14 protein-coding genes and 1 pseudogene are annotated in these 11647 nt (G+C 69.4%); 7 read left to right on the forward strand and 8 right to left on the reverse strand.

What is annotated here, in order from left to right:
• The coding region (locus ACFP3V_RS23770; protein WP_380587012.1) for a hypothetical protein at nucleotides 1-470 on the forward strand (470 nt) is incomplete at its 5' end.
• A gap of 167 nt (nucleotides 471-637) precedes the next feature.
• Nucleotides 638-1792: a Fic family protein gene (locus ACFP3V_RS23775; RefSeq protein WP_380587015.1), complete on the forward strand. Its 1155-nt coding sequence runs from the start codon at nucleotides 638-640 to the stop codon at nucleotides 1790-1792.
• 232 nt (nucleotides 1793-2024) lie between these two features.
• Here ACFP3V_RS23775 and ACFP3V_RS23780 read toward each other — a convergent pair.
• Nucleotides 2025-2463: pseudogene (locus ACFP3V_RS23780) on the reverse strand (transposase); the annotation flags it as partial.
• Between the two features lie 250 nt (nucleotides 2464-2713).
• On the opposite strand from ACFP3V_RS23780, the gene ACFP3V_RS23785 reads away from it, so the two are divergent.
• Nucleotides 2714-2956, forward strand: coding sequence for a hypothetical protein (locus ACFP3V_RS23785; RefSeq protein ID WP_380587018.1), 243 nt, complete (start codon nucleotides 2714-2716; stop codon nucleotides 2954-2956).
• Nucleotides 2957-3627: 671 nt separating this feature from the next.
• The gene (locus ACFP3V_RS23790) at nucleotides 3628-4098 is read left to right on the forward strand and encodes a YcxB family protein (protein WP_380587020.1); all 471 of its coding nucleotides are present in this window, start codon (nucleotides 3628-3630) and stop codon (nucleotides 4096-4098) included.
• Nucleotides 4099-4206: 108 nt separating this feature from the next.
• Here the strand turns inward: ACFP3V_RS23790 and ACFP3V_RS23795 are convergent, their stop codons facing one another.
• The 6 genes from ACFP3V_RS23795 to ACFP3V_RS23820 form a co-directional block, all read right to left on the reverse strand.
• Nucleotides 4207-4596: a hypothetical protein gene (locus tag ACFP3V_RS23795; RefSeq protein ID WP_380587023.1), complete on the reverse strand. Its 390-nt coding sequence runs from the start codon at nucleotides 4594-4596 to the stop codon at nucleotides 4207-4209.
• A gap of 513 nt (nucleotides 4597-5109) precedes the next feature.
• Nucleotides 5110-5733 (reverse strand): DUF4352 domain-containing protein, encoded by a 624-nt coding sequence (locus ACFP3V_RS23800; RefSeq protein ID WP_380587026.1) that lies wholly within the window; start codon nucleotides 5731-5733, stop codon nucleotides 5110-5112.
• A 119-nt stretch (nucleotides 5734-5852) separates the two neighbouring features.
• Nucleotides 5853-6248: a hypothetical protein gene (locus ACFP3V_RS23805; protein ID WP_380587028.1), complete on the reverse strand. Its 396-nt coding sequence runs from the start codon at nucleotides 6246-6248 to the stop codon at nucleotides 5853-5855.
• 147 nt (nucleotides 6249-6395) lie between these two features.
• On the reverse strand, nucleotides 6396-6665 hold the full coding sequence (locus tag ACFP3V_RS23810) for a hypothetical protein (protein WP_380587031.1): 270 nt from the start codon (nucleotides 6663-6665) through the stop codon (nucleotides 6396-6398).
• Nucleotides 6662-6916, reverse strand: a complete 255-nt coding sequence (locus ACFP3V_RS23815) for a hypothetical protein (RefSeq protein ID WP_380587033.1) — start codon at nucleotides 6914-6916, stop codon at nucleotides 6662-6664. The genes ACFP3V_RS23810 and ACFP3V_RS23815 overlap by 4 nt, the downstream gene beginning before the upstream one ends.
• Nucleotides 6913-7200 carry a hypothetical protein gene (locus ACFP3V_RS23820; RefSeq protein WP_380587036.1) on the reverse strand — a complete coding sequence of 96 codons (288 nt, stop codon included), beginning with the start codon at nucleotides 7198-7200 and terminating at the stop codon, nucleotides 6913-6915. The genes ACFP3V_RS23815 and ACFP3V_RS23820 overlap by 4 nt, the downstream gene beginning before the upstream one ends.
• Before the next feature lie 74 nt (nucleotides 7201-7274).
• Here ACFP3V_RS23820 and ACFP3V_RS23825 point away from each other — a divergent pair, with 74 nt between their 5' ends.
• Nucleotides 7275-8609 (forward strand): transcriptional regulator, encoded by a 1335-nt coding sequence (locus ACFP3V_RS23825; protein WP_380587039.1) that lies wholly within the window; start codon nucleotides 7275-7277, stop codon nucleotides 8607-8609.
• Between the two features lie 55 nt (nucleotides 8610-8664).
• On the forward strand, nucleotides 8665-9201 hold the full coding sequence (locus ACFP3V_RS23830; RefSeq protein WP_380587042.1) for an NUDIX hydrolase: 537 nt from the start codon (nucleotides 8665-8667) through the stop codon (nucleotides 9199-9201).
• Between the two features lie 15 nt (nucleotides 9202-9216).
• Here the strand turns inward: ACFP3V_RS23830 and ACFP3V_RS23835 are convergent, their stop codons facing one another.
• Complete coding sequence (locus ACFP3V_RS23835) at nucleotides 9217-9954, reverse strand: hypothetical protein (protein ID WP_380587045.1); 738 nt, start codon at nucleotides 9952-9954, stop codon at nucleotides 9217-9219.
• 130 nt (nucleotides 9955-10084) lie between these two features.
• Between ACFP3V_RS23835 and ACFP3V_RS23840 the strand changes: the two genes are divergently transcribed.
• Nucleotides 10085-10870: a hypothetical protein gene (locus tag ACFP3V_RS23840; RefSeq protein ID WP_380587048.1), complete on the forward strand. Its 786-nt coding sequence runs from the start codon at nucleotides 10085-10087 to the stop codon at nucleotides 10868-10870.
• Nucleotides 10871-11647: the final 777 nt, after the last annotated feature.

Below are 11647 nucleotides of genomic sequence, written 5' to 3' on the forward strand. Positions count from 1 at the left end.
CAGAGGGCAGCCTGACGACGAGCTACACCATCGCGCGGCACTTCCGCGTGTGGCGCTACGGCGTGGGGCACATGACGCTGATGCTTCGCAGTCTCGCGGCCTCCGATGACGACGAGACGGTGGACGTCTGGTTCGACGGCGTTGCGGCGATGAACCTTCATCAGAGCTTTGAGCCGCTGACCATCCGGGCAGCCAACCCGGAGGAACGTCGGACGCTCCTGGACGCATCGGCGGGCGACATCTTCCCGCCGAATCGGCCATTCACGCTGTGCCTGATCCTGGAATCAGCTCAGCCTGACGGCTTCGTCGTCTGCGCCCACGTCCGAGTCGTTGCAAGCCCTGGTGGTAAGCCGGGGGGACCAGATGAGCAAGGGCCAGACGCAGAGCGGCTCTTGTGGGCTGCCGGACCGACGGGGAACCCCCGGCAACCGCTCGGCTATCGGCTCTATGAAGCTGGGGAGCACGCGTAGGACCACGCCCTCGCCCCTGCCATCCCGTCCGCCATCGACCCACACGCTCGTGGAGCGGGCCTGCCCCTTGGGGTCCAGGCGGAGCGCCCCGCCGGATGTACGACCTTGGACCCCAAGGGGCAGGTTTGCTCGGCTCTGCCTGGGCCGACGCGATGTCTCATGCCCTCGTGGAACGCTACGGCCGCTGGACCGTGGGCTGGCACTGGAGGCACGCCGACGGGGGACCGGTCGGGAACTGGTGCTGTCCGCGGGACTCGATCACCACCCCGCAGGAGACCCTCACCCGGGTCGTCGCGGCGCTGTGCGAGTGGCGCGCGTGGCTGGAGGCCCTGGCCGGGGGGTTCGAGCGGTACCCCCTGGACCTGGCTGCGGTCGAGGACCAGCGGATTCTGTGGGAGCGCGCCGCCCGCAACCTGATCTGGCAGGTGGCGGACCGCACCTGCTGCGACGGTGGCTGGTACGGGCACTGCCGGCAGGTGCTCACCTGGTTCCTCAGCCGCTGGGGAGTCCCACGCGACGCCGCCCGGGAGCTGGTCGACCAGGCGATCGGCGGCCGGTTCCACAGCTGGACCGGGCCCGACACGGTGCTCGTCGAGGACGTCGCCGAACGCCTCGCGCTGTCGCTGCGCCCAAACAACGGCCACGACGACGGGGGGCGGCCCGCCGGGCCCGCGCCGGACCATCTGCAGCGCTGGCTCGAGGTCCGCGAGGCCGTGCCCTGGCAAAACGCCTCGGCCGGCGGCGCCGAGGGGCCGGTGACGCCGTCGCGCGACGGCGCGGCCGAGGACATCCGCGCGTTCGACGCCGCCGTGGACCGGGCCCGGGCCGAGGGGCTGCTTGCCGCGCTGGAACAGGTGCGGGCCGACGCGGCACGGGGTGCCTTGCTCGACTTCGAACTGCTGCGCGGCTGGCAGCAGCACGTCCTGGGCACCCCGCGGCTGCCGGTGTTCCGCAGCCTGCCCGCCTTCGCCAAGGGCGGCCGCGAGCGCTACGGCTTCGGCCCGGACACCCGTGCCCGCCTGGACGCCTGCCTGGCGCAGAGTGAACCGGGCGCCGAGCGTCCCCTGGCGTTGACCGCTCGGGCCGCCCGCGCCTATCTCGACGTGTGCTTCTTCCACCCGTTCGACGACGGCAACGCCCGGTCCGCCTTCCTCGCCCTCGTCTTCGTCCTCGCCCGCGAGGGCGCCGCCCTCGACGAGGTCAGCCTGCTGCGTCGCGTCACCTTCCGGGCCGACGACCCCCAGGACGCGCTGATCCTCACCCGGTACGTCGACCTCTACCTCGCGAAGACCCGACGCAAGGCCACCCCCCACAGCTCTTGAGACGCAGCCGCGTTCGTCGCTGCCAGGCGGAATGGGCCGCCGGACACCACGCGGCGTTGACCCCTGACCTCTTCGTCCCGAAGCCTCTCCGCGCGCCATGTGATCAGCGGCCAGAGCCTGCGTGGCCTGGAGGAACGATCCCCGAACGGTCGTGCTCGTCCGCCTCCGTACGCCGCGGTTGTAGCGCAGTTGGACACTCAATCGGGTAGCTGCCCGGGAGGAACCTACCTTAGCGGGTGGCCACGGCCCTGGAGTGCTTGAGCTGGTTGATCGGCGCTCGACCTCGTTGCGGCGCTTGTACATCTCCTTGTCGAAGCCGGCCGGTCTTCCGCCTCGGCTGCCTCGGCGTCGACGGTTGGCCCGCTGGTCCTTCGGCTCGGGGATGGTGTGCTTGATCTGGCGTCTGCGCAGGTAGCGGCGGTTCCGCCGGGAGCTGTAGGCCTTGTCGCCGCCGAGGTGGTCGGGGCGGGTGCGTGGGTGCCCGCCGCCCAGCCGCTTGACCCGGATCCGTTCCAGGATCGGGATCAGCTGTGGTTGTCGCCCCACTGCCCGGGCGTGATGAGCAGGGCCGGCGGCCGGCGTCCGCCTTCACCGGCGAGGTGGATTTTGCAGGTCAGGCCGCCCCGGGAGCGTCCGAGTCCTTCGTCGGGGCGGTCCGTTCGGGGTGACCGCGCTGGACGTGTGGGGCACCACCGACGACGGCCGCGGCACCACCCGCCGGGGCACCGCACGGGCCGCCCTCGTCGCCGCCTACGACGCCCGCAAGCGCGCCAAGTAGCCGCCGCTGGGGGTGCTGGGCCTAGCAGACAGCCCTGTTAGGTCTAGCACCCCCACTAGCGGCCAAAACCTGCCCTGACCTGGCATCTAGCGGCTAGCAGCCACGTTCGCCCACATCCTCAATACGGCCCGGGAGGCCATTCCATGACCCTCGTCCTGCTGCTTGCTAGCGGCGCCGCCCTCATAGCCGGCGCGCGGTACGCGTGGCTGTGCTGGGCGCACCCGTTCGCGCCCTGCCGCCGCTGCGCCGGCCTCGGCCGCACCCTCACCCGCGTTCTGCGACGGTCCGTCAACTGCCCCCGCTGCCACGGCACCGGACAGCGCGTCCGCATAGGCCGCCGCATCCACACCCACTCCGTGCGCCTGCACCAGCGCGGCACCCGGTAGGAGAGATCGACGTGACCACCGAACCCCTGCGCCCGGACCTCCGCGCCTACCTGGCGGAGCAGCAGGAGACTGCGGCGCTGCCCACCCAGTACCGCCCGTCCGTGCCGGTAGTAGCGCCTCCGCCGGCGGTGCTGCCCGCCGATCTCGTCGTCGGGCTGCTGGCCCACGAGCGGGCCCGTGGCCAGGAGAGGACCGCCCTCGCGGTGCAGAACGCCCAGCTGCGCGCCGAACTGGCCGACCACTCCCGCATGTCTGGGCGGGCGAAGGACATCGCGGTCGTCGCCCTCGGCGGCGGCATCGGCCTCGGCGGAGCAGCGGCCGGGATCGGGTACGGCGTTGGCGCGGTCGCCTCCGCGTCGGCCGGGCTGCTGACCGCAACGCTCGTCATGGCCCTGTGGGCGGGCGGCGCCACGCTCGTCATGGCCCTGTGGGCGGGCGGCGCCACGCTCGTNCAGCTGCTCCGCGGCGTCGGTCCGCTCCGCCGGGCAGCCGGCGGGGACACGTTCGTCACGCACAACCACGTGACCGCGAAGGGGATGTTCGCCAAGGCCATCGGCGGCCCGACCCGCAATGGATGACTCCTTCTCTGCCAGTACGCAGAGGCGATAGAGGTTGGTCCGGTCTCGTCGCTATCCTCGCCAAGCTGACCTGAGCTGAACGAGGCGGAGACCATGCACATCGAAACGCACTACACCGTCGCCCCGGGTGAGGCCGGCAGGCTCTGGCTGTCAGTCATCGAACGCCCTTACTTGCAGATTGCCCTGGCGCCAGGACTCTGCCTGCTCTACTTCCTGCCGGTTCTCCCGCGGCTTCTCCGACTTGAGGCGCTGGCTTGTGGCTGCCTCCTACTGCTCGGCTTCTTGGCGATGGAGGTACGTGTGCGCCTGCTGGCGCGGAGACTCAGCGCGGCTGGTCCAGAGCGAGGCGTCACCTTCACGGAGGAGGGCTTTGCCTTTGCCGTCGCCAGCAAGCCGGTACATGTCATGTGGTCCAAGATCAAGAAGGTGCGGCGGCACAACGGGCTCTGGGTGTTCACCTCCAAGCACTACTCCGCTGCAGTGCTGCCCGAAGGAGCACTGACCAACGAGCAGTCTGCTGAACTTGAAAGCTTCCTGGCCGCTCGCGGAGTATGGGCCGCCTGAGCTCGGCTTGCGCTGCGCCCTGGCCACGCCGTCCGGCACTCCCTAGGAATCACGAAGCCCCGGCCGCACTCGCGGACCGGGGGCTGTCACATGTCGCTCACTCAGGCATCAGCGGTAGACCTTGAATGCAAACTGCTCCCACGGATCCTGCCGCAGGCTCGCATCCACGCTTTGACCCTTCGAGTTCAGCAGGCTGTACGCCCCTGGAACCATGGGCATCACGTGCCAGGTTCCGGTCCTGGCGGCCGTGGTGAACTTGATGCGGAAGTCAATCCGAGCCCACTTGCCAGGCGCCACCAGCGCCAGGTACGAGTTCCCCGCCGCGGCCAGCGTGTAGGTGCCGAAAGCGTCGTAGTTGGCGTGCTGCCAGCGGTGCGTGGCCGGGTTCAACCAGTCGACGGAGATGCCGCGCTGGGTACTGGTGGACGTCCAGACACCGAGGGCGGCAGCAAAGTTTTCCAGCGTGTACTTCGACGTCTGCCGGTACCACGTGCGCATAGTAGGTACGGCCCTCCCTCATGGAGTGCGGCACGCCGACGGTGTTGTCGTAGCCCCGCCCAGCGAACGCCGGACCACTCGCCGCATGCGCGCTCCCGGGAACCGCGGCAAGCGCCGACAGTGTCGCGGCGGCGACGGCGAGCGCGTGTTTGAGACCTCTCTTCACGGATTCCCCTCCCTGTGCGGTCGATGTGACCGCAGAGCGGTGATCGTACTCATGCGCGCGACGGGTCGACCGCGGGGGTGAACTAGGCGGAGAGGAATCCGTTCTGCAGGGCCCTAGCTCGTTGAGGCGATGTGAACTACCCGAGCATCCTCTGTAGCTGCCCGCCGCCGGAGCGGAACCTGTGCCAGCGCTGCGCCGGCTTCGGCCTCGACCCCGGCAAGCCGAACCCCGGGCCCGGCCGCGAACCCCTATGCCCCGACTGCCGCGGCGACGGCGGCATGCCCCCGCACGACTTCGAGTGCCAGGCCCGGATCATGTTCGACCCGCCGCCGGCGTGACGCCTTCGACTATCGAACCTTCCACTCCGCTGAGACGTTGGACGTGCCGCTCGCGGGCGTGTAGATCACCCTGCCTACGTGTGCTCCGGTCGGCAGTTCTACGACGACGTAACCAACCGCGCTCTCTCCGGGCGCCAGCCGGAACGAGGCGCTAGGGTCGAGCAGCGCTCCCTCGTTGATGCCACTGACAAAGGCGTTCGTGAACTGCTCGTCGGCCGTGGTGTAGCCCGTGATGTCGTTCTCCGGGGAGTCGTCATAGACGTTCGTCCCGGAGTTCGTGACCCTGAACTTGAGGCCCACCCAGTGCTTGCCAGGATCGGGTGACTCGAAGTCGTTGTTTGCCGTAACCGGGTCGGTCACCTTGAGCAGGGTCACCGTGATCTTGTTGCCTGCGATCTGCCCCTTGATCGTAAGGGTGTCTCCCACTGTGGCAGGTCGAGTGGTGACCGCCGTAGGGGATGTCGGCTGCTCCGCCGTCGCCGGTGGGCTGCTCTCGGGTGCTGGAGCGGTTGCGGACTCGGACGGCGTTGCTGGGGCGGTCAGACTGTTGGTGACCTTGGCTCCGCTGTCGCATCCGGCAAGGGCTGCGAGGCCGAGGCAGCCTGCGGCGACGAAGGCCACGGTTCGCTTCATGGCGCAACCTCCTTCGCACGCAACAAGTATTGGTCCCTTGGCGCGCTGGTGCAGCTCACAGGCCGCCTGCCACCTGGGCGAGGCCGCCGCAGGCACCCGGCTTCTGCGATCTCGGGGTACTAGGGTGAAGGGCTGGTCGCTCCGCTGAACCCCAAGATCGTGCTCAGTTGGGTGCCCCGCTGATCTGGACACTCGCTGTTGAGCAGGTCCGCAAGCATGGACACCTTGACGTCGACTTCGAATCCGCTCGCGCTCGGTCCGGTCGCCTGTGCCGGATAGTGGCGATGAACCACGTCGGTCAGCCATGCGTACTGATCGTCCTGGCTGGCCCGAAGGTAGTCGGCGCAGGTGGAGTCCTCGCTGAGGCCTCTGACGGTCGGTGCCGGCGATGTCGCCGGTGCACTGGATGTCGGGGCGGTCGGCGACGCCGAGGGAGCCGGATGGCTCGAACCGCAGGCGGTCAACAGGGTGGCCACGCATCCAGCGACGATGAGTGCACCCGGACGGAACCGCATGCCTCCAGCCTGCTCCTCACATGCCGTCGTTGCAGGTGGTGCCCAGTGAGTCGCCGCCCGGGACGGGAGGGAAGGTTCGCTTCCCGGGCGGCAGCTTGTGCCCGCCCGTACCGGTCACCTCCACGAGACCGGCCGGGCGGGAGACTCTCATCGCGCCAGCCGGCGGATGTCTGGCACGAACGCACGGCCGGCGTTGACCGCCTCAGCCCGGGACAGGGTCAACTCGTAGGCGGCATGCTCGAGGCAGACCATCAGCGCGTACCCGGGCAGCGTGCCCTGCTCGATGTGCGCGAACTCCGTCGTCTGCGCGACGTGGTAGCGGCAGAAGTGACAGCGCCCCGGCCGCCACGACAGCGAGTCCAAGTACGCCCGGTCATCGTCATGCGCCCGCCGCACCGGGTCGATAGTCCACGTCATGCCGACCACCTCCACGTGCCCACGGTGGTCTCGGCGTGCGGGTGGACCTGGGTGGCGGCCAGCTCGCCGACCATCCGCAGGGCGTCGTCGAGGGCGGAGCGCAGCCGGCCGACGGCCAGCATCAGATCGCCGCGGTCCACCCGCAGCAGGCTCATGCCCTCGGCGTCGGCCAGCGCCTGGGCGTCCAGATGGAACCGGAACGCCTTCGCCGACGACAGCCCTGCGGGCGTCGGCTGAATCCACGTGCTCACTTCTGCTCCCCTCCGGCGCAACGCCGGCACGCGACGACCGCCCAGCCCAGCTGTGAGCCGCGCTCCCGGCCAGGCGTGAAGACGTGGCCAACCGGCGTCAGCGGCCCCTCGGTGGTGCCGCAGTCGATGCACGCCTCCGCGTGCAACTGCGCCCGGGTCGGCGGGTTCTGATACGTCGGGGGCGCCGGCTGGACCGTCATCGGATTCACCTCGATCTCTCGTGGATCAAGCGTTGCGCCGAATTCCAGCCAGCGGCAGCGTGTGCGGGCCTGCGGGGCAGGCATGCGATTCACACCCCGTGTGAAACGCCCTGAGCTACGGTCATCTGACGGAACGTCACCATCCAGCCGGGGAAGCCATGGAGCCCAACACCCTGCTCGACGCCCTCATCGACGAAGCCGGCATGTCTCATGCCGGGCTCGCCGCCCGCGTCAACAAGCTCGCTGCTCAGCGGGGCTTCAAGGCCAGCTACGACCACACCGCGGTCGGCCGGTGGGTGAAGGGCCAGCGACCTCGCGGCAACGTTCCCGACCTGATCTGCGACATCCTCGCCAGTCGGCTGGAGCGGCCGATCAGCCTCGACGACATCGGCATGGGCAAGCCCGGTACCGCCCCCGCACCGACCGAGCTCTCCGGCTTCGTCCAGCGAGCCACCGCCCTGTGGCGCTCGGATGAGCAGCGTCGACCTGGGCTGGAGTCGACCGCAGCCACCACCGGAACTGCCGCGATCCTGCCTGTGTGGGAGTGGGAGAACCCGCCGGATGACGTCGACGTCTCCCGGCCCGGCACCCCGCGGGTCGGCACCAGCGACGTCGAGATGCTCAAGGCCGCCCGACAGCGCTACGAGAGCATGTACCGCTCGGCCGGCGGAGTGGCCACCAGGAACCGCATCGTCGGCTTCCTGACCGGCCACACCGCCCCGCTGCTCCGCGGCTCCTACACCGACGCCGTCGGCCGCTCCCTCTACCGGACGTCCGGGGGCCTCGCCGCGATCGCCGGTATCTGCGCCTACGACAGCGACAGCCAGGGCCTGGCGCAGCGCTACTTCCACCAGGCCCTGCGCCTGGCGAAGGCGTCCGGGGACCGGGCGTTCGGCGCCTACGTCATCGCGCTGCTGGTGAACCAGGCCGTGTTCCTCAAGGACTACCGGCAGGCCGTCGCCTTCGCCGAGGCCGCCCTGCGTGCTGCCGGGGACGAGATCAGTCCGGCGCTCGCAACCGACCTCAACGCCATGCAAGCCAAGGCCTTCGCCAGGATGGGAGACATCCAGGCCGCGCACCGCGCCATGGATCGCGCGGAGAAGGCAGCAGCGCGGATCCGCCGCGAAGAGGAGCCGCCGGAGACCGGCTACGTACAACCCGGGCTCGTCGAGGCACAGTTGGCGGAGGCGCTCATCAGCCTGGAGGACTGGAGCCCTGCGGGCAGCTACGCGCAGGAGGCCGTCCAGGCCCAGACGCACGCCCGCGGACGCGTCCACCGCCTGGCCACCCTCACCACCGTCGACCTCGGCCGGGGCGACGTCGACCAGGCCGCCGCCCACGCCCGCGCCGCCCTCGACGCCGCGGCAGGCATGGAGTCGCAGCGCCTACGGGACCGGTTCGTGGTGCTACGCGGAAAGCTCTCCCGGTACCGCACCGGTCCCGCCCGCGGTGTGGTCGAGCAGATCGACGCCACCTTGTCCGTGCCGTTCTGACCTGCCCGTGGCTGCCCTAGGCTGACCGGCAAAGCCAACGGTCAGGAGCAGCGGCGTGTCGGTGTGGAAGAACCTCGGCGAGCACACGGTCTACGAGAACAAGTGGTTCAAGATCAACCTCGCGGACGTCGAGCTACCCGACGGCCGGCACCTCGACCACTACCTGATGCGGCTGCGGCCCGTCGCCCTGGTCGCCGCGGTGAACGACCGCGACGAGGTACTGCTGCTGTGGCGGCACCGGTTCATCACCGACAGCTGGGGCTGGGAGCTGCCCGCCGGCGTGGTCGACGACGGGGAGACCATCGAGCAGGCCGCCGCCCGGGAGCTGCTGGAAGAGACAGGCTGGCGAGGCGGCGAACTGCACGAGCTGCTGACCGTGGAGCCGTCCAACGGGCTGACCGACGCCCGCCACCACATCTACTGGGCCGACGGCGCCAAGTACGTCGGCCACCCCGAAGACGACTTCGAGTCCGAGCGCCGCGAGTGGGTACCGCTGTCGCAGGTGCCCAGCCTGGTCGCCAAGGGCGAGGTCAAGTCGGCGAACGCCGTGGCGGCCCTGCTGCTCCTGCACCAGCAGCGGCTCGGGCGTTGAGCGGCCCTCAGTGGCCTACTTCCCGGCGGCGACGTTGTCGGCGTCCTTGACCACCGCGGCGTAGTCCTTCTGGAACTGCTTGATGTCCGCCTCAACCCGCTGACGGGCCGACGCGTCGTCGGGGCCGCCGACACCCAGGCCGTCGTTGGCCATCTGCGCCATGTCACTGGTCATCGTGACGTTGTCGTCGCGCCAGTCGCTGATCGACTGGGGTTCGTCGTCCGCGTTGAACACCGCGTCGGCCTGCTTGAACGCCGTCATGGCGGGCTGCGGGTCAGCGGTCTGCGCCTTCTGGTACCAGGCGTAGAAGGCGGGGTAGCTGTTGGGCTGGCCACGGTCGAGGACGACGTTGACGCCGTGGTTGAACTCGGCGAGGTAGTAGGCGTTGTTGGCGCGGAGGATGCCCGCCGCTTTGTTCCGGGCGGAGGCCGGCGCCAGGTAGCTGCTGGGGCTCGGTAGCGGCGCCGCGCTGGTGGCTGTGGGTGTCGGCTTCGGGGCGGCGGTCGTCGGCGACGGGGATGGCGTGGCGGCCGGCGCTGTGGTCGACGGCGGGGCGCTGACGGCGGGACTGCTCGAGGAGGTGGCCGTCGGGGAGGATGCGGCCACGGCCTTGGTCTTCGACGGCCCGAGGACTGCGCCCGCGATGCCTGCCGTGGCGATCAGGAGCACGAGCGCCCCGGCCCCGATCAGGCCTCCGAGCTTGCGCTGACTGCTGCCAGGGACGGGGGCTCCGGGCGGTACGGGTGCGGTCATGGCGCTGCTCCTCGGGATCGGTGAGGGCGCCAGACTGGCAGTCGTGTGAAGGCGATGTGATGCCAGTTGCGGGACCGTGACCCGCTGGCTGAACTTGCCCACCCACAGCGGGCGCCCCTAGGTTGCCGAAATGCAGACGTCGGACTGGATAGCCCTCGGCGGCCTGGCGGTCGCCGTTGCCGCCTTCATCGTTCCCACCGTCATCAGCCTCAAGGCCAAGCGCACCGCTGAAGAAGCTAACGGCCTGTCACAGAGCGCCAACGCTACGGCGGAACGTGCTCTGCGCGAATCCATCCGAAGCCGTATAGACAGTGCTGCGCCGACCCTGTCCGTGTCTGCGGGCCCGGTCTCCTGGCCGCCGCTGCGCTTCAACACGGCCGACGCCTTCGCGCCTGGGCAACCATGGCCGCCGCAGCAGGAGTTCAATACCACTGCGGACGCTGGAACGCTCATCGGGCTGCGGGCAACCTTGACTATCCGGAACGGCGGCGTGGGGTGCGAGGTGACGGTCAACGGCGACCTCGAGCGCCAGCCCGGGCAGCTCGCGCCGCAGCCACTCGGTGAGACGTTCTGGATGGGGGCCGGCGAGGTCAAGGAGGTGGTGATGGAGGGGTACCGTCCGCTGGAGGAGTGGATCGCCATGACGGAGAACTCCAACGACGAGGACGCTGGCCCCAACGGGCCGATTGCTGTGACCGTGGGCTACCGAGACAACCGCGACGAGGGCATGACGGCCGACATCAGCGTCCGCCTGCCGTGCACGGGCCTGCTGCAGCATCCGAGCAAGGCGGGTACATGGCACTTCGCGCCGTCCCTCGCGCGCGGCGACGGCCACGACCGCGCCAAGGTCGGTGTGCATCCCGAGGAGCGACTGTACTGGGCATCAAAGCGCCAGAACCTGCGCCTTGAGGCATGACTAACGCGTTATGCGTGCCCCTAGGGTGAGTTGACCGCCCCGGTCCTTCGGACTGCTGGTGTAGCCGCTCGGGGTAGGGGCCGTACTCGCCGATCGGCAGGTACGGCTCGATGAACTCCCACTCGGTGTCCGTCAGTTGCACTCGCGTCACACAACACGATCTACCGGACCAGGGCCCACCACGAGGGCAGAACCTGCAAATTGATCACAACCAGATACGCGCCCTAGCAGGAGCGGCTGACTACCTCAAGAAGGTGCCCAAAGTGATCAGGGAACTTCTTCCTGCCAATGTCCTGAGCGCTCGACCGACACCCCCCTCAAACTCAGGACGACAACAGCTCCTCAGGCGGTTGGCAGAGTGTGACGACGGATCTTCTGCCAGGTGTCCGGGGCCCGATGAGGCCGGAGAAACGGTCCTGCATGCCGAGCAGGCACCGATCTACGCCGCAGTAGGCGGGCGCAGGGGCGGACGGTGCCTAGTGCCGCATCAAGCAACGTTCGCCCTCGCCCCGACGACCGGACGGGGTGCCTGATACGGCACGCGCCAACCGCCTTCCGGGGTCGGGAACATCACCAGGCCGGGATCGGCAGCGACTGCCGCCTCCCACTCCTCTGTGCTGATGTCCGCCCCCCCTGCTCGTCCCATCAGTTCTCACGCCGCGTGATGTGCACGTCGTAGCCCATGGTCAGGGACGGTAGACCACGGAACCGACAAGATCGCGAACCCGTACTGGAGTACTAGCCTCGCGCTTTCACGTGGCGGGCCGTCCAGCAGGT

Origin of the sequence: Streptacidiphilus monticola (genome assembly GCF_042658505.1) — a bacterium.
Classification (GTDB): domain Bacteria; phylum Actinomycetota; class Actinomycetes; order Streptomycetales; family Streptomycetaceae; genus Streptacidiphilus; species Streptacidiphilus monticola.